General features: G+C 70.0%; 21 protein-coding genes and 1 tRNA gene. 20 read left to right on the top strand and 2 right to left on the bottom strand.

Annotated features, from left to right (window positions below; translation table 11 throughout):
• Positions 1-12 precede the first annotated feature (12 nt).
• From hisG to RWH43_RS13895, 14 genes are all read left to right on the top strand, one after another.
• Entirely contained in the window at positions 13-855 is an 843-nt protein-coding gene (gene hisG, locus RWH43_RS13960; protein WP_316001762.1) for an ATP phosphoribosyltransferase, read from the top strand.
• A complete protein-coding gene (gene hisF, locus RWH43_RS13955) occupies positions 855-1,619 on the top strand; it encodes an imidazole glycerol phosphate synthase subunit HisF (protein WP_056231813.1) in 765 nt (254 codons plus the stop codon). Before hisG ends, hisF begins: the two co-directional genes overlap by 1 nt.
• The gene (hisI, locus tag RWH43_RS13950) at positions 1,616-1,954 is read left to right on the top strand and encodes a phosphoribosyl-AMP cyclohydrolase (RefSeq protein ID WP_144833413.1); all 339 of its coding nucleotides are present in this window, start codon (positions 1,616-1,618) and stop codon (positions 1,952-1,954) included. The genes hisF and hisI overlap by 4 nt, the downstream gene beginning before the upstream one ends.
• A complete protein-coding gene (locus RWH43_RS13945; RefSeq protein WP_154096671.1) occupies positions 1,954-2,544 on the top strand; it encodes a Trp biosynthesis-associated membrane protein in 591 nt (196 codons plus the stop codon). Before hisI ends, RWH43_RS13945 begins: the two co-directional genes overlap by 1 nt.
• A 103-nt stretch (positions 2,545-2,647) precedes the next feature.
• Positions 2,648-2,878: a DUF6704 family protein gene (locus RWH43_RS13940; RefSeq protein WP_144833410.1), complete on the top strand. Its 231-nt coding sequence runs from the start codon at positions 2,648-2,650 to the stop codon at positions 2,876-2,878.
• Between the two features lie 2 nt (positions 2,879-2,880).
• On the top strand, positions 2,881-3,654 hold the full coding sequence (trpC, locus tag RWH43_RS13935) for an indole-3-glycerol phosphate synthase TrpC (protein ID WP_144833408.1): 774 nt from the start codon (positions 2,881-2,883) through the stop codon (positions 3,652-3,654).
• Positions 3,654-4,997, top strand: coding sequence for a tryptophan synthase subunit beta (gene trpB / locus RWH43_RS13930; RefSeq protein ID WP_316001761.1), 1,344 nt, complete (start codon positions 3,654-3,656; stop codon positions 4,995-4,997). Before trpC ends, trpB begins: the two co-directional genes overlap by 1 nt.
• Positions 4,994-5,785 (top strand): tryptophan synthase subunit alpha, encoded by a 792-nt coding sequence (trpA, locus tag RWH43_RS13925; RefSeq protein WP_230704609.1) that lies wholly within the window; start codon positions 4,994-4,996, stop codon positions 5,783-5,785. Before trpB ends, trpA begins: the two co-directional genes overlap by 4 nt.
• A gap of 10 nt (positions 5,786-5,795) precedes the next feature.
• Positions 5,796-6,800, top strand: a complete 1,005-nt coding sequence (gene lgt / locus RWH43_RS13920) for a prolipoprotein diacylglyceryl transferase (protein WP_230704608.1) — start codon at positions 5,796-5,798, stop codon at positions 6,798-6,800.
• 52 nt (positions 6,801-6,852) lie between these two features.
• On the top strand, positions 6,853-11,430 hold the full coding sequence (gene gltB, locus RWH43_RS13915; RefSeq protein ID WP_316001760.1) for a glutamate synthase large subunit: 4,578 nt from the start codon (positions 6,853-6,855) through the stop codon (positions 11,428-11,430).
• On the top strand, positions 11,423-12,889 hold the full coding sequence (locus RWH43_RS13910) for a glutamate synthase subunit beta (protein ID WP_144833397.1): 1,467 nt from the start codon (positions 11,423-11,425) through the stop codon (positions 12,887-12,889). The genes gltB and RWH43_RS13910 overlap by 8 nt, the downstream gene beginning before the upstream one ends.
• 55 nt (positions 12,890-12,944) lie before the next feature.
• Entirely contained in the window at positions 12,945-14,390 is a 1,446-nt protein-coding gene (gene pyk, locus RWH43_RS13905) for a pyruvate kinase (protein WP_144833395.1), read from the top strand.
• Positions 14,391-14,464: 74 nt separating this feature from the next.
• A tRNA-Leu gene (locus RWH43_RS13900) sits at positions 14,465-14,545 on the top strand.
• 61 nt (positions 14,546-14,606) lie between these two features.
• Positions 14,607-15,227 (top strand): ANTAR domain-containing response regulator, encoded by a 621-nt coding sequence (locus tag RWH43_RS13895; protein ID WP_144833393.1) that lies wholly within the window; start codon positions 14,607-14,609, stop codon positions 15,225-15,227.
• A 203-nt stretch (positions 15,228-15,430) separates the two neighbouring features.
• Here the strand turns inward: RWH43_RS13895 and RWH43_RS13890 are convergent, their stop codons facing one another.
• On the bottom strand, positions 15,431-15,862 hold the full coding sequence (locus RWH43_RS13890; protein WP_251507320.1) for a hotdog fold thioesterase: 432 nt from the start codon (positions 15,860-15,862) through the stop codon (positions 15,431-15,433).
• Positions 15,863-15,921: 59 nt separating this feature from the next.
• Between RWH43_RS13890 and polA the strand changes: the two genes are divergently transcribed.
• From polA to RWH43_RS13865, 5 genes are all read left to right on the top strand, one after another.
• Complete coding sequence (gene polA, locus RWH43_RS13885; RefSeq protein WP_144833389.1) at positions 15,922-18,558, top strand: DNA polymerase I; 2,637 nt, start codon at positions 15,922-15,924, stop codon at positions 18,556-18,558.
• A 213-nt stretch (positions 18,559-18,771) separates the two neighbouring features.
• Positions 18,772-20,448, top strand: a complete 1,677-nt coding sequence (locus RWH43_RS13880; RefSeq protein WP_230704604.1) for a DUF885 domain-containing protein — start codon at positions 18,772-18,774, stop codon at positions 20,446-20,448.
• 98 nt (positions 20,449-20,546) lie between these two features.
• Positions 20,547-21,623 (top strand): LLM class flavin-dependent oxidoreductase, encoded by a 1,077-nt coding sequence (locus tag RWH43_RS13875; RefSeq protein ID WP_154096677.1) that lies wholly within the window; start codon positions 20,547-20,549, stop codon positions 21,621-21,623.
• A complete protein-coding gene (locus RWH43_RS13870; protein ID WP_230704603.1) occupies positions 21,620-22,954 on the top strand; it encodes an MFS transporter in 1,335 nt (444 codons plus the stop codon). The genes RWH43_RS13875 and RWH43_RS13870 overlap by 4 nt, the downstream gene beginning before the upstream one ends.
• A gap of 133 nt (positions 22,955-23,087) precedes the next feature.
• Complete coding sequence (locus RWH43_RS13865) at positions 23,088-23,852, top strand: SGNH/GDSL hydrolase family protein (protein WP_187358411.1); 765 nt, start codon at positions 23,088-23,090, stop codon at positions 23,850-23,852.
• A 4-nt stretch (positions 23,853-23,856) separates the two neighbouring features.
• Here RWH43_RS13865 and RWH43_RS13860 read toward each other — a convergent pair whose 3' ends face one another.
• On the bottom strand, positions 23,857-24,906 hold the full coding sequence (locus tag RWH43_RS13860; protein WP_316001759.1) for a hypothetical protein: 1,050 nt from the start codon (positions 24,904-24,906) through the stop codon (positions 23,857-23,859).
• A 74-nt stretch (positions 24,907-24,980) separates the two neighbouring features.
• On the opposite strand from RWH43_RS13860, the gene RWH43_RS13855 reads away from it, so the two are divergent.
• Positions 24,981-25,793 (top strand): SDR family NAD(P)-dependent oxidoreductase, encoded by an 813-nt coding sequence (locus tag RWH43_RS13855; RefSeq protein WP_316001758.1) that lies wholly within the window; start codon positions 24,981-24,983, stop codon positions 25,791-25,793.
• Positions 25,794-25,839: the final 46 nt, after the last annotated feature.

Here is a 25,839-nt window from a genome sequence, read left to right as displayed (position 1 = left end):
AAAGCCCCCGTCATGCTGCGAATCGCCGTGCCGAACAAGGGGTCGCTCGCCGAGACCGCCGCCGAGATGCTCTCGGAGGCCGGTTACACCGGACGTCGCGACTCGAAAGACCTGTACACCGTCGACCCCGTGAACGAGGTCGAGTTCTTCTACCTCCGCCCGCGTGACATCGCGACCTATGTCGGCTCGGGTGCGCTCGACGTCGGCATCACCGGCCGCGACCTGCTGCTCGACGCCCGCATGCCCGGCGCGCGCGAGGTGGAGTCGCTCGGCTTCGCCGGTTCGACGTTCCGCTTCGCCGGTCGCCCCGGTCGCTTCACCGACATCGCCGACCTCGAGGGTCTGCGCGTCGCGACGGCCTACCCGGGACTGGTCGACGCCTTCCTCGACGAGCGCGGCATCGCCGTCGACATCGTCCCGCTCGACGGTGCGGTCGAATCCGCCGTGCAGCTCGGGGTGGCGGATGCCGTGGCCGACGTCGTCTCGACCGGAACCACGCTGCGCCAGGCCGGGCTCGAGATCTTCGGGCCGGTCCTGCTCCAGTCCGACGCCGTGCTGATCGCCGGTCCCCAGGAGGCCGAGGGCACCGAGACGCTGCTGCGCCGCCTGCGCGGCGTGCTCGCCGCCCGCACCTACGTGCTGATCGATTACGACCTGCCCGCTCACCTGATCGAGCAGGCCGTCGCCGTGGCCCCGGGCCTGGAGTCGCCCACGATCTCGCCGCTGCGCGACCCCGAGTGGGTGGCCGTGCGGGTCATGAGCCCGCGCCGCGACGTCAACCAGGTCATGGACGCCCTCTACGCGATCGGCGCGCGCGCGATCCTCGTCACCGAGATCCTCGCCGCGAGGCTCTGATGACCCTCGCGCGTCGCGTCATCCCCTGCCTCGACGTCGCCGCGGGCCGCGTCGTCAAGGGCGTCAACTTCCTCGACCTGCGCGACATGGGCGACCCCGTCGAGCTCGCGAAGTTGTACTTCGAGCAGGGCGCCGACGAGGTCACCTTCCTCGACGTGACCGCCACGGTCGACGAGCGCTCGACGACCTACGACGTCGTGCGCCGCACGGCCGAGCAGGTCTTCATCCCGCTGACCGTCGGCGGGGGAGTGCGCTCGAGCGACGACGTCGCCCGCCTGCTCGCGGTCGGCGCCGACAAGATCGGCGTCAACTCGGCCGCGATCGCACGGCCCGCCCTGATCGATGAGATCGCCGACCGCTTCGGCGCGCAGGTGATCGTGCTCTCGCTCGACGTCAAGCGGGCGGCATCCACCCCCTCGGGCTTCGTCGTGACCACCCACGGCGGCCGCACCGAGACGACCCTCGACGCCCTCGAGTGGGCGCGCGAGGCGGTCGAGCGCGGAGCCGGCGAACTTCTCGTCAACTCGATCGACGCCGACGGCACGAAGCAGGGCTTCGACCTCGAGCTCGTGCGCCTCATGCGCCAGGTCGCCGCGGTCCCCGTCATCGCCTCGGGCGGGGCTGGCGCGCTCGAGCACTTCGCCCCGGCCGTGCAGGCCGGCGCCGACGCCGTGCTCGCGGCATCCGTGTTCCACTCCGGCCAGCTCACCGTGGGACAGGTCAAAGACGCCATGGCCGCCGAAGGGATCGAGGTGCGCCGATGAGCGTCGACCGTGTGAAGTACGACGCCGACGGTCTGGTGGCCGCGGTCATCCAGCAGTTCGATTCGCGCGAGGTGCTGATGGTCGGATGGATGGATGCCGAGGCCCTCAACCGCACGCTCACCACGGGCCGCGTGACGTTCTGGTCGCGTTCGCGTCAGGAGTACTGGCGCAAGGGCGACACCTCGGGCCACATCCAGCTGGTCAAGGGCGCGCGCCTGGACTGCGACGGCGACACCCTGCTGATCGAGGTCGACCAGATCGGCGCCGCGTGCCACACCGGCGACCACACCTGCTTCGACTCCGACGACCTGCACCCGGTCGTGGGGGAGCGCTGATGCGTCGCGCCCGCTCCACGGCGGTGCTCGCGATGCTCCTGACCGGCGCGATCGGGGTGATCGCGTCGACGCAGACCTGGATCGACGTCACCCTCGACGACGGATCGCAGCAGACGCTCGCGGTGCCCGGCGCCGAGGCCCTGCCCGTGCTCACCCCGCTGAGCCTCGCCGCCCTCGCCCTGGGCGCCGCCCTCTCGATCGTCGGCCCCGTCATGCGGTACGTCTTCGGCGCGCTCGGCGTGCTCATCGCCGCCCTCGTCGGGTTCGGCACCGCGCAGCTGCTGTTCGCCACCCCCGTGTCGGCGACCGCGGCGACCGTCACCGATGCGACGGGGATCTCGGGCACGGATGCCGTGGGAGCGCTGGTCCAAGACCTCTCGCTCACGCCGTGGCCGGCCGTGACCTTCGTCGCGCAGGTCGTGCTGCTCGCGGCATCCGTCTTCACCCTCGTCACGGCGCGACGCTGGGCCTCGGGCGCGAGCCGCAAGTACCGCACGGCCGAGGAGGCCGCGGCGACCGGCACCGGTCGTCCGCACGACGCGATCGACTCGTGGGACGACCTCTCGCGCGGCGACGACCCCACCGCCTGAGCGATCCTCGCGACATCGAGACGTCGGCGCGGGGACGGCACCACCGTTTCGGTAGACTGGACGCACGCTTTCCCCCGCGCTGCGCGCGACTGTAAGGAGCCCCATGAGCAACCCCATCGGCGATCCCGGCCACGGACACTCGCCCGCCGCCTGGACGACCGTGATCATCATGCTGGTCGCGATCACGCTCGGCACGCTGTTCTTCTGGTTCGACATGCCGGTCATGGTGTGGGCGTCCGTGGGTCTGCTCGTGGTCGGCGCGATCGTCGGCTTCGTCATGACCAAGGCCGGTTACGGCGCGAACGGCGCGAAGTCCAACCCGAAGGCCCACTGATCGTGCTGGCCGATCTCACGGCCGGAGCGGTGGAAGACGCCGAGCAGCGCGCCCAGGCGCGTCCGCTCGCGGAGGTCGAGCGCGACGCCCTCGCGCAGACCCCGGCTCGCGATGCCCTCGCGATGCTCGCCCCCGCCGACCGCGTGAAGATCATCGCCGAGGTCAAGCGCGCGAGCCCCTCGCGCGGCGACCTCGCCTCGATCCCCGACCCCGCTCGTCAGGCACGCCTGTACGAAGAGGGCGGGGCCTCGGCGATCTCGGTGCTCACCGAGGCGCGCAAGTTCAAGGGCAGCCTCGCCGACCTCGAGGCCGTTCGTGCCGCCGTCAGCGTTCCCGTGCTGCGCAAGGACTTCATCGCGACGCCGTACCAGGTGCTCGAGGCCCGCGCGTCGGGCGCCGACCTGGTACTGCTCATCGTCGCGGCCCTCGACGACAAGACCCTCGCAGAGCTTTACGGCCTCGTCACCGACCTGGGCATGACCGCCCTCGTCGAGACGCACTCGGCCGATGAGCTCGAGCGCGCGTCGCAGCTGGGCGCGAAGCTCATCGGCGTCAACGCGCGCAACCTGTCGACCTTCGAGCTCGACCGCGACCTGTTCGGTTCGCTGGTCGAGCGTTTCCCCGCGGATGCCGTGAAGATCGCCGAATCGGCCGTCCTCGCCCCCGCCGACGTGGCGCACTACCGCGCGGCGGGTGCCGACGTCGTGCTCGTGGGCGAGGCCCTCGTCACCGGCGACCCCGTCGCCACGCTCCGCGCGTTCCTCCAGGAGTCCTGATGACCACCGTGCCCGACCAGAAGCTGCGCGACCAGAAGGGGCCGTTCTTCGGCGACTTCGGCGGGCGCTACATGCCCGAATCGCTCATCGCGGCGATCGACGAGCTCACCGCGGTCTACGAGTCGGCGATGGCCGACCCGGAGTTCCACACCGAGCTGCGGGCTCTGCTGCACGACTACGCGGGTCGCCCCTCGGTGCTCACCGAGGTGCCGCGCTTCGCCGCGCACGCGGGAGGCGCGCGCGTCTTCCTCAAGCGCGAAGACCTCAACCACACCGGCTCGCACAAGATCAACAACGTGCTGGGCCAGGCGCTGCTGACCAAGCGCCTCGGCAAGACGCGCGTGATCGCCGAGACCGGCGCCGGACAGCACGGCGTCGCCACCGCCACCGCCGCGGCCCTGTTCGGCCTCGAGTGCGTCGTCTACATGGGCGAGGTCGACACCGAGCGCCAGGCGCTCAACGTGGCCCGCATGCGCCTTCTCGGCGCCGAGGTCATCCCCGTCACGACGGGCTCGCGCACACTGAAAGACGCGATCAACGAGGCCTACCGCGACTGGGTCGCCTCAGTCGAGACGACCAACTACATCTTCGGCACCGCCGCGGGCCCGCACCCCTTCCCGGCGATGGTGCGTGACTTCCAGAAGATCATCGGCGAAGAGACCCGCGCGGAGTTCCTCGAGCGCCTCGGCCGCCTCCCCGACGCCGTGTTCGCGTGCGTCGGCGGCGGATCGAACGCGATCGGCATGTTCGACGCGTTCCTCGACGACGAGGGCGTGGCCCTCTACGGCGTCGAGGCGGCGGGCGACGGCGTCGACACCCCCAAGCACGCGGCCTCGATCGAGCGGGGTCGCCCCGGCGTCCTGCACGGTGCGCGCACCTACGTGCTGCAGGACGAAGACGGCCAGACCACCGAGTCGCACTCCATCTCGGCCGGACTCGACTACCCGGGCGTCGGTCCCGAGCACGCGTGGCTCGCCGACATCGGCCGCGCCCAGTACATCCCCGCCACCGACGACGAGGCCATGCAGGCCCTGCGCCTGCTCTCGCGCACCGAGGGCATCATCCCGGCCATCGAGTCGGCCCACGCCCTCGCCGGAGCCCTGCGCATCGGTCGCGAGTTGGGTCCGGATGCCGTGATCGCCATCAACCTCTCGGGTCGCGGCGACAAAGACATGGACACCGCGGCGCGCTACTTCGACCTGTACGACGCCGAGCACGCGGCCGAGGGTCCCGAGGGCTCCGCGCAGACGCGTGCTGCGGAGACGGTGGCATCCGCCCCCGGCTCGCCCGTCGACGTGACCCCGGCCCCGGACGCCGCCAGCGGCGCGGGAGTCGAGCTGTGACCTCTCGCGTCTCGGCGGCCATCGACGCCGCCCACGCCGAGGGCCGTGGTGCCTTCGTCGGCTACCTGCCCGCGGGCTTCCCCGACGTCGCGACCAGCATCGAGGCGGCCGTCGCGCTGGCCGAGGCCGGCGCCGACGTCATCGAGCTCGGCCCGCCCTACAGCGACCCGGTGATGGACGGCCTGGTCATCCAGGAGGCCACGCAGACGGCGCTCGCGAACGGGTTCCGCATGCGCGACCTGTTCTCGATCATCCGCGAGGTCACCGCGCGCACCGACGTGCCGGTCCTCGTGATGACCTACTGGAACCTCGTCGAGCAGTACGGCGTCGACCGCTACGCCGACGAGCTCGTCGCCGCGGGCGGTGCGGGCCTCATCACGCCCGATGTGACCCCGGATGCCGCATCGCAGTGGATCGAGACGAGCAAGCGCGCCGGCCTCGACCGCGTGTTCCTCGCCGCCCCCACCTCGTCGGACGAGCGTTTGAAGATGATCGTCGAGGCCTCCACCGGCTTCGTCTACACCGTGTCGACCATGGGCATCACGGGGGAGCGCACCTCGCTCGACGCCGCCGCGCGGAACCTCGTCGAGCGCCTGCGCTCGTTCGGTGCCGCCCACGCATGCGTCGGGATCGGCATCTCGAACGCCGAGCAGGTCGCGGGTGTCGTCGAGTACGCCGACGGCGCGATCGTCGGAACCGCGTTGGTCAAAGCGCTCCGCGACGGCGGCGTCGAGGGGCTCTCCTCGCTCGCGAAGGAGCTGTCCGCGGGCGCTTCGAAGCGCGCCTAGACTCATCTGCATGACGTTCGCCCTCTCGAGCGCCGCCTCCGGCGTGCTCGCCAGCATCCCGAGCCCGACGATCTCCTACGTCGATCTCGGTCCGCTCCGCATCCACTTCTATGCCCTGTGCATCGTCGCGGGCATCATCGTCGCGGTGTTCCTCACGAACGCGCGTCTGACGCGTCGCGGGGCCGAGAAGTGGGTCGTCATCGACATCTGCCTGCTGGCGGTGCCCCTCGCCATCGTCGCGGCGCGCATCTACCACGTGGTCACGCACGCGGGCTTCTACTTCGGCCCCGGCTCCAATCCGTGGAACATCACGCAGCCCGGATCGGTGTGGGCCATCTGGGAGGGCGGCATCGCCATTTACGGCGCCCTCATCGGCGGCGCGATCGGCGCCTTCCTCGGGTGCAAGTGGACCGGCATCCGCTTCTGGACCTTCGCCGACGCGCTCGCGCCGGGCCTCATCATCGCCCAGGCCATGGGTCGCTTCGGCAACTGGTTCAACCAGGAGCTCTTCGGCCAGCCCACCGACCTGCCCTGGGGTCTGCAGATCGACTCCGGCAACCCGGCCATCCCGGTCGGCCTGCCCGCCGGCACCCTGTTCCACCCCACCTTCGCCTACGAGGTCATCTGGAACCTGCTGGGCGCCGCGGTCATCCTCTACGTCGGCAAACGCTTCACCCTGCAGTGGGGCAAGCAGTTCGCGATCTACCTGGTCTGGTACTCCGCCGGACGCATCGTGTGGGAGTCGATCCGCGTCGACCCGAGCGACATCATCCTGGGGCTGCGCACGAACGTGTGGGCCGCGATCTTCGGCGTGATCCTCGGCATCGTGATCTTCATCGTGCAGTCGCGTCGCCACCTCGGTCTCGAGCCCTCGCCCTACGCGCCCGGGCGCGAGTCGAAGGCTCCGGGGGCTGTAGACTCAGGCGACCCCTCTGACTTCGTCGACGTGAGCGAGCCGCCCGCGACGAGCGACACCGTCGGCACCAGCGCCACAAGCAGCCCCGCCACGAACTAACACTCTGGGCCGACGTCGTCCCATTCGAAGCATCAACGTGAGGACGGTTGATATGGCTTCCAGCCTGCGCTCCGACACCGTCGGAGGCACGTTCCCCGCCCGACAGGGAATGTACGACCCGTCGTTCGAGAAAGACGCCTGTGGCCTCGCCATGGTCGCCACTCTCCGCGGCGAAGCCGGTCACGACATCATCGACCTGGCGCTGACGGCGCTGCGCAACCTCGAGCACCGTGGCGCCATCGGCTCCGACGCGGGCACGGGCGACGGCGCCGGCATTCTGACCCAGATGCCCGACGCGTTCCTGCGCGAGGTCGTCGACTTCGACCTGCCGCCGGTGGGGGAGTACGCCGCGGGCATGATCTTCCTGCCGCTCGGCCACGACGAGCGTCAGGCCATGAAGTCGGGCATCGAAGAGCTCGCGCGCCACGAGAACCTCGAGGTGCTCGGCTGGCGCGAGGTGCCCGTCGAGACCGAGAACCTCGGCAAGCTCGCCTTCGAGGCGCGTCCCGCGTTCGAGCAGCTGTTCGTCTCGCGCCCGGCCACGGGCGACGAGCCGGCGCTGTCGGGCATCGCGCTCGACCGCCGCGTCTACCGCCTGCGCAAGCGCGCGCGTCACGAGCTCCAGGCGTACTTCGTGTCGCTGTCGAGCCGCACGCTCGGCTACAAGGGTATGGTCACCACGCTCCAGCTCGAGCCGTTCTACCCCGACCTCTCCGACGAGCGCTTCGCCTCGGAGCTCGCGGTCGTGCACTCGCGATACTCCACGAACACGTTCCCGTCGTGGCCGCTCGCGCAGCCGCTGCGCATGCTCGCGCACAACGGCGAGATCAACACCGTCAAGGGAAACCGCAACTGGATGCGCGCGCGTCAGTCGCAGCTCGAGTCCGAGCTCATCGGCGACGTTCGCCCCCTGCTGCCCATCTGCACCGAGGGCGCGAGCGACTCGGCGTCGTTCGACGAGGTGCTCGAGCTGCTGACCTTGACCGGTCGCAGCCTGCCGCACGCGGTGATGATGATGGTGCCCGAGGCCTACGAGAAGCAGGCCACGATCGACCCCGACCTGCGCGCCTTCTACGACTACCACTCCATGCAGATGGAGCCGTGGGACGGCCCCGCCGCGCTGATCTTCACCGACGGCACGCTCGTGGGCGCCACCCTCGACCGCAACGGACTGCGCCCGGGCCGCTGGACCGAGACGACCGACGGCCTCGTGGTCATCGGCTCCGAGACCGGTGTGCTCGACTTCGCGCCCGAGCGCATCAAGCGCCGCGGCCGCCTGCAGCCGGGCCGCATGTTCCTCGTCGACACGGCCCAGCGCCGCATCGTCGAAGACGAGGAGATCAAGGCCGACCTCGCCGCCTCGCAGCCGTGGGGCGAGTGGGTCAGCAAGGGCCGCGTCAAGCTCAGCGAGCTGCCCGAGCGCGAGCACATCGTGCACCCCATCGCCTCGATCACGCGCCGCCAGCGCACTTTCGGCTATACCGAAGAAGAGGTGCGCATGCTGCTGACCCCCATGGGTCAGGGCGGCACCGAGCCGCTCGGCGCCATGGGCAGCGACGCACCCGTCGCCGTGCTCAGCGACCGCCCTCGTCTGCTGTTCGACTACTTCTCGCAGCAGTTCGCGCAGGTCACCAACCCGCCGCTCGACTCGATCCGCGAAGAGGTCGTCACGTCCCTCTCGCTCGGTCTCGGTCCCGAGCGCAACCTGCTGGCCTGGGGTCCCGACCACACGCGCACGGTGACCCTCGACTTCCCCGTCATCGACAATGACGAGCTCGCGAAGATCCAGCACATCGACACCGCCCTGCCGGGTCGGTCGTCGGTGACGATCCGCGGTCTCTACCGCGTCGAGGCCGGACACAAAGGTCTGCAGAAGCGCCTCACGCAGATGTGCACCGAGGTCGACCAGGCCATCGAAGACGGCGCCGAGTTCATCGTGCTCAGCGACCGCGACTCCAACAAAGACCTGGCGCCGATCCCGTCGCTGCTCATGCTCGCGGCCGTGCACCACCACCTCATCCGCAAAGAGACCCGCATGAAGGTCGGTCTCGTGGTCGAAGCCGGCGATGTGCGCGAGGTGCACCACGTGGCGACCCTCATCGGCTACGGCGCCTCGGCGGTCAACCCGTACCTGGCGATGGAGACCGTCGAGTACCTGGTGCGAGCGGGCTTCATCACCAACGTCACGCCCGAGAAGGCGGTCAAGAACCTGATCTACGCGCTCGGCAAGGGCGTGCTGAAGATCATGTCGAAGATGGGCATCTCGACCGTGTCGTCGTACGCCGGCGCCCAGGTGTTCGAGGCCGTGGGACTGTCGCGCGACTTCATCGACGCGTACTTCACCGGCACCGAGACCAAGCTCGGCGGCGTGGGACTCGACGTCATCGCGGCCGAGAACGCCGCGCGCCACGAGTACGCCTACCCGCAGGACGCGGCGGCCCGTGCGCACGAGCGCCTGTGGACCGGTGGCGAGTACCAGTGGCGCCGTGACGGGGCCCCGCACCTGTTCAACCCCGACACGGTCTTCCGTCTGCAGCACGCCACGCGCGAGCGCCGGTACGACATCTTCCGCGAGTACACGCACCTGATCGACGACCAGGCGCACGAGCTGAAGACCCTGCGCGGTCTGTTCGGCCTGCGCACGGGCCTGCGGCCGGCCGTGCCGATCGACGAGGTCGAGCCCGTCTCGGCGATCGTCAAGCGTTTCTCCACCGGCGCGATGAGCTACGGCTCGATCTCGAAAGAGGCGCACGAGGTGCTCGCCGTCGCGATGAACCGCATCGGCGGCAAGTCGAACACCGGTGAGGGCGGAGAAGACGTCGACCGTCTGCTCGACCCCGAGCGTCGCAGTGCCATCAAGCAGGTGGCATCCGGTCGCTTCGGGGTGACGAGCCTCTACCTGACGAAGGCCGACGACATCCAGATCAAGCTCGCGCAGGGCGCCAAGCCCGGCGAGGGCGGTCAGCTGCCGCCGACCAAGGTGTACCCGTGGGTGGCGCGCACGCGCCACGCGACCGCGGGCGTCGGGCTCATCTCGCCCCCGCCGCACCACGACATCTACTCGATCGAAGACCTCAAGCAGCTCATCTTCGACCTCAAGCGCGCCAACCCCTCGGCCCGCATCCACACCAAGCTGGTCAGCCAGTCGGGTATCGGTGCGGTCGCGGCGGGTGTCGCCAAGGCGCTGAGCGACGTCATCCTGGTTTCCGGTCAGGACGGCGGCACGGGCGCGAGCCCCATGAACTCGCTCAAGCACGCCGGCACCCCCTGGGAGCTGGGCCTGGCCGAGACGCAGCAGACGCTCATGCTCAACGGCATGCGCGACCGCGTCGTCGTGCAGGTCGACGGTCAGATGAAGACCGGTCGCGACGTCATCATCGGGGCCCTGCTCGGTGCCGAGGAGTTCGGCTTCGCCACCGCTCCGCTGGTGGTCTCGGGCTGCATCATGATGCGCGTGTGCCACCTCGACACCTGCCCCGTGGGCGTCGCGACGCAGAACCCCGTGCTGCGCGAGCGCTTCACCGGCAAGGCCGAGTACGTCGTCAACTTCATGGAGTTCATCGCCCAGGAGGTGCGCGAGTACCTCGCCGCCCTCGGCTACCGCTCGATCGACGAGATCGTGGGTCGTTCGGAGCTCTTGGATGCCAACGAGGCGATCCAGCATTGGAAGGCGCGCGGCCTCAACCTCGCGCCGATCCTCGAAGGACCCCGCTTCGCCGACGACGAGCCCCGCCGCCACGCGCGCAACCAGGACCACGAGCTCGAGGAGCACTTCGACGTGCAGCTCATCGAGCGCGCGCAGGACGTCATCGCGCACGGCGGTCAGCTCACGATCGACCTGCCGATCCGCAACACGGCCCGCGCGGTGGGGACCATGCTCGGCCACCACGTCACCAAGGCGCGGGGCGAGCACGGACTGCCCGAGAACTCGATCGACGTGCGCCTGACCGGCTCGGCCGGACAGTCGTTCGGTGCGTTCATGCCCGCCGGCATCACGCTGCGCCTCGAGGGCGACTCGAACGACTACGTCGGCAAGGGCCTGTCGGGCGGCACGATCGTCGTGCGCCCGCCGCGCGGTTCGACCTTCGCCGCGTCCGAGAACGTCATCGCCGGAAACGTCATCGGCTACGGCGCCACGCAGGGGCAGATGTTCCTCAACGGCGTCGTAGGCGAGCGCTTCCTCGTGCGCAACTCGGGTGCGACCGCGGTCGTCGAGGGCGTGGGCGACCACGCGCTCGAGTACATGACCGGTGGTCTCGCCGTGATCCTCGGCGCCACGGGCCGCAACCTCGGCGCCGGCATGTCGGGCGGCCAGGCCTACGTCTACAAGCTCGACCGCGACCTCGTGAACCGCGAGGCCATGGCATCCGGTGAGCTCGAACTCGGTTCCCTCGGAGCGGGGGATGCCGAGATCCTGCGCGACCTGCTCCAAAAGCACGTCGCGGAGACCGATTCCACCCTCGCCCGTCGTCTGCTCGACGAGTTCGAGACCGAGGTGGACAACTTCGTCCGGGTGCTGCCACGCGACTACGCCGCCGTGCTGCAGACCCGCCAGGAGGCGGTGTCGGAGGGGCTCGACCCCGACGGCGACGTCGTCTGGAAGCGCATTCTGGAGGTGACGGGTGGCTGACCCGAAAGGTTTTCTCAAGACCACGGAGCGCGAGCTTCCGAAGCGTCGTCCCGTTCCGGTCCGCATCATGGACTGGAAAGAGGTGTACGAGCCGGGTGATTCGGCCGTCATCAAGCGCCAGGCCGGTCGCTGCATGGACTGCGGCATCCCGTTCTGCCACAAGGGCTGCCCGCTCGGGAACCTGATCCCCGAGTGGAACGACCTCACGTGGCGCGGCGAGGGCCGTGCGGCCATCGAGCGCCTTCACGCGACCAACAACTTCCCGGAGTTCACCGGTCGCCTGTGCCCCGCGCCCTGCGAGAGCTCGTGCGTGCTCGGCATCAACCAGCCGGCCGTCACGATCAAGCAGGTCGAGGTCTCGATCATCGACGAGGCGTTCGGCAACGGCTGGGTCGAGCCCGAGCCGCCCGAGCGCCTGACCGGCAAGACGGTCGCCGTCGTCGGCTCCGGCCCCGCCGGACTTGCCGCCGCCCAGCAGCTCACGCGCGCCGGGCACACGGTCGCGGTGTTCGAGCGCGACGACCGGATCGGTGGTCTGCTGCGCTACGGCATCCCCGACTTCAAGATGGAGAAGCGCCACCTCGAGCTGCGCCTGCGCCAGATGCAGGCCGAGGGCACGCGTTTCCGCGCGGGCGTCGAGATCGGCAAGGACATCTCGTGGAGCGACCTGCGGGCGCGCTACGACGCGGTCGTGGTGGCCACCGGCTCCACGGTGCCGCGCGACCTCGCGATCCCGGGCCGCGACCTCGACGGCGTGCACTACGCGATGGAGTACCTCATCGAGGGCAACAAGGCCGTCGCGGGCGACCAGGTGCCGCACCAGATCACCGCCGAGGGCAAGCACGTCGTGGTCATCGGCGGTGGCGACACCGGCGCCGACTGCATCGGCACCGCGCACCGTCAGGGCGCGCTGAGCGTGACCAACCTCGCGATCGGCAAGCAGCCCCCGTCGGAGCGCCCGGCCGAGCAGCCGTGGCCGATGATGCCGAACCTGTTCGAGATGGCATCCGCTCACGAAGAGGGCGGGGAGCGCACCTTCCTCGCCTCCACCGTGGAGTTCCTCGGCAACGCCGCGGGCGAGGTGCGCGCGCTGCGCGTCGCCGAGACCGAGTACCTCGACGGTCGTCGCGTGCCCAAGAGCGGCACCGAGCGCGAGATCCCCGCCGACCTCGTGCTGATCGCCATGGGCTTCACCGGCCCCGAGCGCGAGGCGCTCGAGCAGCAGCTCGGCACGCAGTTCACGAACCGCGGCAACCTCGAGCGCGACGCGACGTACGCCACCACCACGCCCGGCGTGTTCGTGGCCGGCGACGCGGGTCGCGGTCAGTCCCTCATCGTGTGGGCCATCGCCGAGGGTCGCGCCGCGGCCGCGGAGGTCGACACGTTCCTCATGGGCGAAACGGTGCTGCCCGCACCGGTGCGCCCGACCGATGTCGCCATCGGCCTCCTGCCCGCCTAAGCTGGCAAGGGCCGATCGGCCACTTCCCGAAAATCCTCACGGAGCTTGAAAACGGATGAGACGCGCCAAGATCGTCGCAACACTCGGGCCCGCCACGTCGTCGTATGAGATGGTTCGCGCCATCATCGACGCCGGGGTGGACGTCGCCCGCCTCAACTTGAGCCACGGAGATTACTCCGTGCACGACGCCAACTTCGCCAATGTGCGCAAGGCCGCGGAGGACGCCGGTCGCCCGGTCGCCGCCCTCGTCGACCTGCAGGGTCCGAAGATCCGCCTCGGCAAGTTCGAGAACGGTCCCCACGACCTGCTGCCCGGCGACATCTTCAAGATCACCGTCGAAGACATCCTCGGCACAAAAGAGATCGTCGGCACGACCTTCAAGGGTCTGCCCCAGGACGTCCGCCCCGGCGACTTCCTGCTGATCGATGACGGAAAGGTGCGCGTCGAGGTCGTCGAGACCGACGGCACCGTCGTCACCACCCGCGTCGTCGTGGGCGGTCCGGTCTCGAACAACAAGGGCATCAACCTGCCCGGCGTCGCCGTCAACGTCCCCGCCCTGAGCGAGAAGGACGAAGCCGACCTCCGCTGGGGTCTGAACGCCGGTGCCGACCTCATCGCGCTGTCGTTCGTGCGCGACGCGAAGGACATCGAGCGCGTGCACGAGATCATGGCCGAAGAGGGACGCTACGTGCCCGTCATCGCCAAGATCGAGAAGCCGCAGGCGGTCGACAACCTCGAAGAGATCATCGACGCCTTCGACGGCATCATGGTCGCCCGCGGCGACCTCGGCGTCGAGCTGCCGCTCGAGGCCGTGCCGATCGTGCAGAAGCGCGCGGTCGAGCTCGCCCGTCGCATGGCCAAGCCCGTCATCGTGGCGACGCAGATGCTCGAGTCGATGATCAACAGCCCGGTGCCCACGCGCGCCGAGACCAGCGACGTCGCCAACGCCGTGCTCGATGGCGCGGATGCCGTGATGCTCTCGGGCGAGACCAGCGTCGGCGACTACCCGGTCGTCGTCGTCGAGACGATGGCCCGCATCGTCGAGTCGACCGAGGAGCACGGCCTGGAGCGCATCGCGCCCCTGACCAACAAGCCCCGCACGCAGGGTGGCGCCATCACCCTCGCCGCCGTCGAGGTCGCCGACTTCGTCGAGGCCAAGTACCTCTGCGTCTTCACCGAGTCGGGCGACTCGGCCCGTCGCATGTCGCGCCTGCGTTCGACGATCCCCATGATCGCGTTCACGCCCGAGCCCGGCATCCGCCGCCGCCTGGCGCTGACGTGGGGCGTGCGCTCGACCCTGGTCGAGCACGTGTCGCACACCGACAAGATGTTCCTGCAGGTCGACGACTACCTGCTCTCGCACGACCTGGCCAAGGTCGGCGACAAGGTGGTCGTGATCTCGGGTTCCCCTCCCGGAATCGCGGGCTCGACCAACGACCTGCGCGTGCACCGCGTGGGCGACGCCGTGCACGGTGCGGCTCCCGGTTACCAGGAGGTCTGACCCTCCGACGACGCGCGCCGGTTCTCCGGCGCGCGTCGTCGCGTTCCCCCCGGTAAGTTGGGAACGCAACACCTGCCGGTGTGGCGGAATGGCAGACGCGGAGCACTCAAAATGCTTTGTCGCAAGACATGTGGGTTCGAGTCCCACCACCGGCACGCTTTCCCACATCCCGGTCGAGACCGGGGTTGTCCGCATTCGTCGTTCTAGGATGGTCCCGTGACTGATCAAGAAGCCGCTCCGGCTACCGCCCCGACCGCACCCCGCCGCGTCGTCGTCGCGGAAGACGAGTCGCTCATCCGCCTCGACATCGTCGAGATCCTCCGCGACAACGGCTACGACGTCGTGGGCGAAGCGGGCGACGGCGAGACCGCCGTCCAGCTGGCCACCGAACTGCGCCCCGACCTCGTCATCATGGACGTCAAGATGCCGCAGCTCGACGGCATCAGCGCCGCCGAGAAGCTCAGCAAGAACCACATCGCCCCCGTGGTGCTGCTCACCGCGTTCAGCCAGAAAGAGCTGGTCGAGCGCGCGAGCGAGGCCGGCGCCCTGGCCTACGTGGTCAAGCCCTTCACGCCCAACGACCTGCTGCCGGCGATCGAGATCGCGCTGGCCCGCTACGAGCAGATCATCACGCTCGAGGCCGAGGTCGCCGACATGGTCGAGCGCTTCGAGACCCGCAAGCTCGTCGACCGGGCCAAGGGCCTGCTCAACGAGAAGATGGGCCTGAGCGAGCCCGAGGCCTTCCGCTGGATCCAGAAGGCGTCGATGGACCGCCGCCTCACCATGCAGGACGTCGCCAAGGCGATCATCGAGCAGCTGGCCCCCAAGAAGGCCTGACGCTCTCTGACACGGAATGGATGCCACTTCGGTGGCATCCATTCGTCGTTTCGCCCCGGTGATCCGCGGCACCAGGTGGCTGAGCCTGTCGAAGCCACCGGTCACGCGCGGGCCCTCGCGACACAGGTGGCTGAGCCCGTCGAAGCCACCGGACACTCGCAAAACCCCGACCCTTCGACAGTCTCAGGGCCCTCCACCCGCCATCAGCGCGCGGGGGCGTCCTTGATGAGGTTCGTGATGCGGATCGTCGAGCATCGGCGGCCCTGCTCGTCGGACACCGCGATCTCGTGCACGGTGAGCGAGCGGCCGAGGTGGATCGGGGTGCAGACGCCCGTGACGATGCCCGAGGTGGCCGAGCGGGTGTGCGTGGCGTTGATGTCGATGCCGACCGCCAGACGCCCCGAACCGGCGAAGAGGTTCGCCGCCATCGAGCCGAGCGATTCGCCGAGCACCACGTATGCCCCGCCGTGCAGCAGGCCGACGGGCTGGGTGTTGCCCTCGACGGGCATGGTGGCGACGCAGCGGTCGACGGTGAACTCGACCCATTCGATGCCCATCTTCTCGGCGAGGGCGCCCATTCCGCGCTGCTTCGCCCAGTCGAGGCCGGCGGACGTGTCAGGGGTCGTGGAGGTCATCATCGCCTTCGATCGGGCCGGGCCGGGGGAGTGTCCGTGGTTCTCGTTACGCTGGAGGGGTGACGGATGCCGAAAAGCCTACTCTCCTCGTCGTCGACGGCCACTCGCTGGCCTATCGGGCGTTCTACGCGTTGCCGGTCGACAACTTCTCGACGAAGGACGGCCAGCACACCAACGGCATCTACGGGTTCCTGTCGATGTTCGTGAACCTCGTGAAGGCCGAGAAGCCCACTCATCTCGCCGTGGCGTTCGACACGTCGCGGCAGTCGTTCCGCACGCGCGAGTACGCCGAGTACAAGGCGAACCGCAGCGAGTCGCCCGCGGAGTTCAAGGGGCAGATCCCGCTGCTGCAGGACTGCCTGCGCGCGATGGGCGTTCCGGTGCTGACCAAGGAGGATTTCGAGGCCGACGACATCCTCGCGACCCTCGCCACCCAGGGCGAGGAGCAGGGCTTCACGGTGCTGATCTGCTCGGGTGATCGCGACACGATCCAGCTCGTGACCGACGACGTCACGCTGCTGTACCCCAATGTGCAGGGCGTCTCGCAGCTCAAGCGCTACGACACCGAGGCCGTCATCGAGAAGTACGGCCTGCCGCCCGCGCAGTACCCCGAGATCGCCGCCCTCGTCGGCGAGACGAGCGACAACCTGCCGGGCGTGCCCAAGGTCGGCGAGAAGACCGCCGTGAAGTGGCTGACCCAGTGGGGCTCACTCGATGCCCTGCTCGAGAACGCCGACAAGATCACCGGCGTGGTGGGCAACAACCTGCGCGAGCACATCGACGGCGTGCGCCGCAACCGCTCGCTCAACCGTCTGCTGCGCGACGTCGAGCTCCCCGTCGGCCCCGGCGAGCTGAAGATGCACCCGCTCGACGCCCAGGCCGTCCGCGACATCTTCGCTCGCCTCGAGTTTCGCACGCTGTTGCCGCGCGTGTTCGACGCGCTCGGCGGCGACGCGGGCATCGTCGAAGAGCAGCGTCCCACCGCGACCGCTCCGACGCCCGCGCAGCTCGATGCCGCTGCCCTCGCGGAGTGGGCCGCGGCGGCCACCGGCGAGGTCGGGGTCACCGTGACGCTGGCCGACGGCGCGCCCACCGCGATCGGACTCGCCTCGGCCGACGCCGCGGTCGAGGCCGAGTGGACGCCGGCGGTGCGCGACGCGCTGGCCGAGTGGCTGGCATCCGACGCCCCCAAGGTCTTCGCCGACGCGAAGCCCCAGATCAAGGCGCTCGCCCGCGACGGCGTGACGGTGGCCGGCGTGGCGTTCGACGTGATCCTCGCCGGGTGGCTCGTGCGCCCGAGCTTCCCCGACAAGACGCTCGGCGACCTCGTGGAGCGCATGCTCGACGAGAAGCTGCCGGTCGCCGACCCGACGCAGTTGGTTCCCGAGACCGAGGGCGCGACCCCCAGCCAGCTGTCGTGGTTCACGCGCCGCGTCGCCGAGGCGCAGCGCGCCGACATGCCCGAGACGGTCGCGAGCGTGCTCGACGACATCGAACTGCCCACGCTCACCGCCCTCGCCGACATGGAGCTCGCCGGTGTCGCGGTCTCGCACGAGAAGCTCTCGAGCTTCTCGACCGAGCTCGGCGCCCGCGCCGATGCGCTCGCGCGCGACGCCTACGCCGCGATCGGTCACGAGGTCAACCTCGGTTCGCCGAAGCAGCTGCAGGAGGTGCTGTTCGACGAGCTGCAGCTGCCGAAGACCCGCAAGACCAAGAGCGGATACACGACGGATGCCGCGGCCCTCGCCGACCTGCAAGAGAGCGCGCCGCATCCCTTCCTCGACCTGCTGCTGCGCCACCGCGAGGCGACGAAGCTGAAGCAGATCATCGATGCGCTCGATACGGCCACCGGTGCCGACGGGCGCATTCACACCACCTACGTGCAGACCGGCAGCCAGACCGGGCGCCTGTCGAGCACCGACCCGAACCTGCAGAACATCCCGATCCGCACCGAGGAGAGCCGTCGCATCCGCGCGGCGTTCGTCGTGGGCGAGGGCTACGAGACGCTCCTCACCGCCGACTACTCGCAGATCGAGATGCGCATCATGGCGCACCTGTCGGGCGACCCCGGGCTCATCGAGGCCTTCAACTCGGGCGAAGACCTGCACCGCTTCGTCGGCGCGCGCGTCTTCGGCGTCGAGCCGGCCGAGGTCACCCCGGCCATGCGCACGAAGGTCAAGGCGATGTCGTACGGCCTGGTCTACGGCCTGTCGGCGTTCGGGCTGTCGAAGCAGCTGCGCATCGAGCAGTCCGAGGCCAAGAAGCTCATGCTCGAGTACTTCGCCCGCTTCGGCGCCGTGCGCGACTACCTGCGCGGGTCGGTCGAGCAGGCCCGCCAAGACGGCTACACCGAGACGATCTTCGGTCGACGCCGGCCGTTCCCCGACCTCACGAGCATGAACCGCGTGCTGCGCGAGAACGCCGAGCGCGCCGCGCTCAACGCCCCGATCCAGGGCAGCGCCGCCGACATCATGAAGGTTGCGCTGTTCCATATCCAGCGCGATCTCGCCGACGCCGACCTGCGCTCGCGCGTGCTGCTGCAGATCCACGACGAACTCGTGGTCGAAGTCGCGGCGGGGGAGTGGGACGACGTCGAGAAGATCGTGCGCGCGCGCATGGCCGACGCCGCCGACCTGTCGGTTCCGCTCGACGTGCAGATCGGCCGCGGCGGCGATTGGGACGAGGCCGGGCACTAGCACCCGCGGTTGCCGCGCCCCGCCGCTGAGCCCGGGGCGCGGCATCCGGAACCGCCGGCGACGCGGGGCCGCGCTGCGCGTGGTCGCACCGGGGCGCCGCATCCGGAACGGTCCACCGCGACGTGGCCGACACGTGCGGGTGGGGCGAGCGCTGGCATCCGGAACCGCCCGAGGGGGCGTGCGCGCGCGGCGCGCCTTGCCTAGGCTCGGAAGATGACTGACGCACAACGCACCCCCACGCCGATCGACACGATCGCGGACGCGTGGGTCGACACCCTGGCGGAGAAGGACCCGACGCTCGCGACCTACATCGGCCGCTTCGAGCACAACGGTCGCTTCGGCGACTACAGCCCCGCGGGCGCGGAAGCCCTCGTGTCGGAGGCGCGCTCGACGAAGTCCGCGCTCGAGGCGGCGGAGGCGACCGACGCGATCGACACGGTCACCAAGATGGACCTCGTGCGTGAGCTCGACCTCATGATCGAGCAGCACGAGGCCAAGACCCACCTGCGCGACCTGAACGTCATCGCCTCGCCCGCGCAAGACATCCGCTCGACCTTCGACCTCATGCCCACCGCGACGGTCGACGACTGGTCGACGATCTCCGACCGCATGAAGGCGCTGCCGGCGGCCATCGACGGCTACGTCGCGACGCTGCGTCAGGGCATCGCCGAGGGCGTCGTCCCGGCGCGCCGCCAGGTGAGCGAGGTCGTGACCCAGATCGCTCGCTACACCTCCGACACGGGCTTCTTCGCCGAGTTCGTCGGAGACGCCGCCCCCGAGGAGGGGCAGCTTCCGGCGTCGCTCGCGCGCGACCTCGCCGCGAACTCCAACGCGGCGCGGGTGGCCTACGACAGCCTCGCATCGTTCCTGTCGAAGGAGCTCGCGCCGGCCGCGGGAGAGGTCGACGCCGTCGGTCGCGAGGTGTACGCCCTGCAGTCGCGTCACTTCCTCGGCGCGGAGGTCGACCTCGACGAGACGTACGAGTGGGGTGTCGAAGAGCTCGCGCGCATGGTCGCCGAGCAGGAGGCCATCGCGAACGAGATCCTGCCGGGCTCCACGGTGGAAGAGGCGGTGGCGTTCCTCGAGAAGGACGAGTCGCGCAAGCTCCGCGGCACCAAGGCCCTGCGGGAGTGGATGCAGCGCACGAGCGACAAGGCCGTCGAAGAGCTCGGCCGCACGCACTTCGACATCGCCGAGCCGATCCGCCACCTCGAGTGCATGATCGCCCCGACCAACGAAGGCGGCATCTACTACACCGGCCCCACCGACGACTTCTCGCGCCCGGGTCGCATGTGGTGGTCGGTGCCCGAGGGCGTCGACACGTTCGACACCTGGCGCGAGCTGACGACGGTCTACCACGAGGGCGTTCCGGGCCACCACCTGCAAATCGCCCAGGCCGTACACAACCGCGCCGAGCTCAACTCGTGGCGCCGCCTGCTCGCCGGCACGAGCGGCCACGCCGAAGGCTGGGCACTCTACGCCGAGCGCCTCATGGAGCAGCTCGGCTACCTCGACGACCCGGCCGACCGCCTGGGCATGCTCGACGGCCAGCGCATGCGCGCTGCGCGCGTCGTGCTCGACATCGGCGTGCACCTGCAGAAGCCCCGCCTCGACGGCACCGGCACCTGGGACCACGACTACGCGCTCGCGTTCATGCTGAAGAACGTCAACATGAGCGAGGAGTTCGTGCGCTTCGAGGTCAACCGCTACCTCGGCTGGCCCGGACAGGCGCCGTCGTACAAGGTCGGCCAGCGCATCTGGGAGCAGGTGCGCGACGAGGAGCAGGAGCGCCACGGCGCCGACTTCTCGATGAAGCAGTTCCACACGCGCGCGCTCGACATCGGCGGCGTGGGGCTCGACACGCTGCGCGCGGCTCTGGCCTCCGCTTGATCTCCTCGAGGGGCGTCACCACGGTGGCGCCCCTCGCCGGTTTCGGGGAATACCCGGCGCCCGCGTAAAGTTCATTCATCCGAATGCAAGGAGACCTCATGGACGTTCGCCCCCTCGAGCTCGGCCTCGACACCTTCGGAGACATCTCGCGCGGCCCCGACGGGTCGCTGCAATCCGACGCGCAGACCATCCGCAACGTCGTGGAACAGGCGGTGCTGGCCGACCAGGTCGGGCTGTCGTTCTTCGGCGTGGGGGAGCACCACCGCAAGGACTTCGCGGTCACGAGCCCCGAAATGGTGCTGGCCGCCGCGGCCGCCCGCACCGAGAACATCCACCTCGGCAGCGCCGTGACGGTGCTCTCGAGCGACGACCCGGTGCGCGTGTACGAGCGCTTCGCGACGCTGGACGCCGTCTCGAACGGCCGGGCCGAGGTCATCCTCGGGCGCGGCTCGTTCATCGAGTCGTTCCCGCTGTTCGGCTACGACCTCGCCGACTACGAGCAGCTCTTCGAAGAGAAGCTCGAGCTGTTCTCGCTGCTGCGCGACGAGAAGCCCGTCACCTGGTCGGGTCGCACGCGCGCCGCGCTGCAGGATGCCGACGTGTACCCCAAGACCGAGAACGGCCTGAAGGCGTGGGTCGGCGTCGGCGGCTCTCCCGAGTCGGTCGTGCGCACGGCGCGCTACGGCTACGGACTGGTCCTCGCGATCATCGGCGGATCGGCCGCGCGCTTCCGCCCCTACGCCGACCTGTACCGCCGGTCGCTCGACGAGCTCGGAAAGCCGCAGATGCCCATCTCGGTGCACTCGCCCGGCCACGTCGCCGAGACCGACCAGCAGGCGTGGGAAGAGGCGTTCGAAGGCGTCGCCGAGCTCAACAACACGATCGGACGCGAGCGCGGCTGGCCCGAGTACAACCGCATGCGCTTCCAGCACGACGTCGGGCCCGAGGGGTCGATGTACATCGGTTCGCCCGAGACGGTCGCCACGAAGATCGCCACCACCGTGCGGGCCCTCGGCAACTCGCGCTTCCAGCTCAAGTTCGCCAGCGGCTCCATCTCGCACGACAAGCTGATGTCGAGCATCGAGCTGTACGGTACGAAGGTGCTGCCCCTCGTTCACGACATGCTCGCCGACACCCCGGCCCAGACGCCCGCCGGCGCCTTCGGCATCCGGTGAGCACCGCCACCGACACCATCCGGGTGTCCGAACGCCTCGATGCTCTGCCGTTCACGCGGCGGCACGGGCGGATCCTGGGTGGGTCGGGGCTGGGGTGGGCCCTCGACGCCATGGACGTCGGGCTCATCTCGTTCGTCATCGCCGCCCTCAGCGTGCAGTGGAAGCTGGCGCCGAGTGAGGCCTCGTGGATCGCGTCCGCGGGCTTCGCGGGGATGGCGATCGGTGCGAGCCTCGGCGGCCTTCTCGCCGATCGGTTCGGCCGGCGCCACGTCTTCGCCCTCACCCTGCTGATCTACGGCGTCGCGACGGGGGCGAGCGCGCTGGTCGGCGGTCTCGCCGCCCTGCTGGTGCTGCGCTTCGTCGTCGGCCTCGGCCTGGGCGCCGAGCTGCCCGTCGCCTCGACCTACGTGAGCGAATTCGCCCCGGCCCGCATGCGCGGGCGCCTGATCGTCCTCCTCGAGGCGTTCTGGGCGGTCGGCTGGACCGCGGCCGCGCTCATCGGCTACCTCGTCGTGCCGTCGTCGGCCGACGGCTGGCGCTGGGCGTTCGCGCTCGGCGCGATCCCGGCGGTCTACGCCCTCGTCGTGCGCTGGGGCCTGCCCGAGTCGCCCCGGTGGCTGGCGTCGCGCGGCCGCAACACCGAAGCGGTCGCGATCGTGCGCGACCTCGAGGCCGCCGCCGGCCGCGTGTCGCTCGAGCCCTCGGCCGAGGGGGTCACGGCATCCGTCCCCGCTCCGCGTCCGCGGGTGAGTGCCCTGTGGGCCCCGGCGCTGCGGATACGCACGGCGAGCCTGTGGGTGCTGTGGTTCTGCGTCAACTTCTCGTACTACGGCGCGTTCATCTGGATCCCCACGATCCTCGTGAGCCAGGGTTACGACCTCGTCCGTTCCTTCGGCTTCACCCTCATCATCACGCTCGCCCAGCTGCCGGGCTACGCGGTCGCCGCGTGGCTCATCGAGGCATGGGGGCGCCGCCCGACGCTCGCGGTGTTCCTCGCCGGGTCGGCGGTGTCGGCGGTGTTCTTCGGCACGGCATCGGGAGAGGTCTCCGTGATCGCCGCCGGCATGGCGCTGTCGTTTTTCAACCTCGGCGCGTGGGGCGCCCTGTACGCCGCGACGCCCGAGACCTACCCCACGCCGCTGCGGGCGACCGGCTCGGGCTGGGCCGCGGGCATCGGTCGCATCGCGTCGATTCTCGCGCCGCTGGCCGTGCCCCCGCTGCTGGGCATCGGGGGAGCGCCCCTGCTCTTCGTCGTGTTCGCCGGGTTCTTCGCCGTGGCGGTGGTGGCGGCGCTGTTCCTGCGCGAGCAGCGAGGGCGCGCTCTGGCGTAAGACCGTCTCAGGGGTTTGGGGCGGATATCGCTGATTGGGGCGCAGAAACTTCGCCCCAAGCGACGGGATGCGCCCCGAACCGGTGAGTGTGGCGAGCGACGGCCAGCACCACGCGCCCGCGTAGGCTCGAGCCATGGCATCCGTGCGCTACGTCGCGATCGGCGATTCGTTCACCGAAGGAGTCGGCGACGAACTGCCCGACGGCACCGTGCGAGGGTGGGCCGACCTCGCCGCGCAGGGGTGGGCCGATGCCGCGGGCGAGCCGATCGAGTACGCCAACCTCGCCATTCGCGGCAAGCTCGTCGAACCCATCGTCGACCAGCAGCTCGAACCGGCGTTGGCGTTGAAGCCCACGCACCTGTCGTTCAACGGCGGCGGCAACGACATGCTGCGCCCGCGCACGGGGATCGAGCGCATCGTCGACGTCTTCGACCACGTCGTGCGCCGCTGCGACGAAGAGGGCGTGCAGCTGATCGTGCTCTCGGGCGCGAACCCCTCGGCGGGCCTGCCGCTCGGCCGGATCGTGCAGGCGCGCGGCGACAGACTGTCGCACGCGGTCGAAGATCGACTCGCCTCACGCCCCGACGTCATCACGGCCTACAACTGGTTCGACCGCGAGCTCGCGGGCGGGGAGTTCTGGTCGGTCGACCGCCTGCACATGAACGCGCGCGGGCACCACCGCGTCGCCGCGCGCGTCATCTCGTCGATCGGTCTGACCCCGCCGACGGACTGGTGGCACCTGCGCGAGATCCCCGAGATCGAGCGGCTGAAAGGCACCGCCTACTACCGCGAGCACGTCGCGCCGTGGGTGCGCCGACGGCTCACCGGCACTTCGTCGGGCGACAACCGTCAGGCGAAGTTCGGCGGCGGCTGGGTCGAGCTGACCCCCGCCGGCTGAGCGCTCAGGGCACGCGGCAGTCCGCGGTCAGCGAGAAGTGCATCAGCCCGTCGATGCTCGAGCGATCGCGGGCCGAAAGACGTACGACGCCGTTGTCCCGCAGGTCTTCCTGCATCGCGCGGTCCTCCGCGTAGCCCTCGGCGGTCCACGCGTCGAGGATCGCCGCGTAGGAAGCGGCGTTGTCATCGGTGCGGATGGCGAGGTCGTACGCGGTCGTTCCGTCGCACGGGAGGTCGGATGCCGCGGGCGCGGTCACCGGCACCCCCTCGGTATCCGTCACCGGGGCCTCGGCGGCGTCGATCGTCAGTTGCACCATGCGCGCGATGTCATCGCGCGAGTCCGACACCGGAGCCGGCGCGGGGCCTTCGTCGGAGTCGGGGAGGGGAGGAGCGGTCGTGGGCGGGGCGGTCGACGGCGATTCGCGACCGAAGGTGGGGCCGCATTGTTCGCCCATGTCGAGCACGACGGGGAGCGCGAAGGACGGAGTGCCCGACGGGTAGGTCCGAACCCGAAGGGTGTCGCCGTCCATGTCGACGCGGTAGTCACCCTCGGCGAAGGGATGCTCCCCACCGCGGCGAAGCTCACTGTCGACAGCGGTGGCCACGAAACCGTCCGGGCGGAGGATATCGATCGTGGTGTGCCGCCACGGCGTACTCTCGCGCACGACGTACCCCGTCGAGCACCCGTTCGCCATCAACGGCACGATCGTGTTCTCCGAAACGACGGCTGCCAGAAAACCTGCGGGCAGGATCGCGCAGAACGCCAGGAATCGCAGGGGCAGGAACACCGCCAACCACCACCGCCGCGCGGGGATCGCGCAGACGAGCACGAAGAAGACGACGGTGGATGCCAGGACCGACACGAACGTGATCTGCCGGCCGTCCCACGATCCGACCAGCACCTCGGTCGTGTCGTCGCCCTGCCCCGACACGGCCCGCACCCCCACGATGACGCCGATCGACACCACGAGCAGTACCGCGGCGACGAGGATGACGAGACGTCGCGACCGACTGACGGATGCGGCATGCGGCGGCGAGGCAGGATCGTCGGTCACCCGGCAACCCTGGCAGCCCCGGCTGGACGACTCCCGCACACCGCGCCCATGGGTTCGAGGAGCAGACTGAGCCCATGACTCTCGCGATCGTCACCGGAACCACCAGCGGCATCGGCCTGCACACGGCCATCGGACTCGCCCGATCGGGGGTGTCGGTGATCGCCACCGTGCGCGACACCGCGCGTGCTGAGGCGCTGCGATCCTCGGCATCCGAGGCCGGTGTCGACCTCGACATCCGGGCCTTGGATGTGACGGATGCCGAGGCGGCTCGCGCCCTCGTGGAGGCGGCGGGTCCCGTCGACATCCTCGTCAACAACGCCGGACGAGGTGCGGTCGGCACCCTCGAGCAGCTCAGCGACCACGACCTTCAGGACCAGCTCGAGACGAACTACCTCTCGGTCGCGCGCCTGACCCGTCTCGTCCTGCCCGGCATGCGCGAGCGGGGGAACGGACGCATCGTGACCGTCACCAGCGTCGGGGGAGCCGTGGGCCAGCCTTTCGCCGACGCCTACTGTGGGGCGAAGTTCGCCGTCGAAGGTCTCATGCAGTCGCTCACCCCGGTCGTGGCGCCGTTCGGCATCGACGTGGCCATCGTCGAGCCCGCCGCGGTCGCCTCGTCGTTCACCGACTCGGTGCACCGCGCACCCGCCGGCCCGTACGCGGTGCAGCAGCAGGCCTACCTCGACCGCGCGGCGACCTCGTTCGCGTCGGCGCAGTCGGCGGAAGATGCCGCGAAGACGGTCGTTGAAGCCGCAACGACCTCAGCTCCTCGCTTCCGGTGGCAGACGTCGGACGCCGCGGTCAGCTTCGCGGGGCTCTCGCTCGCCGATCTCGACGGCTCGCGCGTGCTCGGCGTGACGGCGGGATGGGTGCGACCGGGGGAGTGACGGGCTGCGCGCCACGACCCGCCGGGCCCCGCTGACGCCGTCGCGC

It is taken from the genome of Microbacterium algihabitans, assembly GCF_032464975.1.
GTDB lineage: Bacteria > Actinomycetota > Actinomycetes > Actinomycetales > Microbacteriaceae > Microbacterium > Microbacterium algihabitans.
This window is presented reverse-complemented; position numbering and strand designations above follow the sequence as displayed.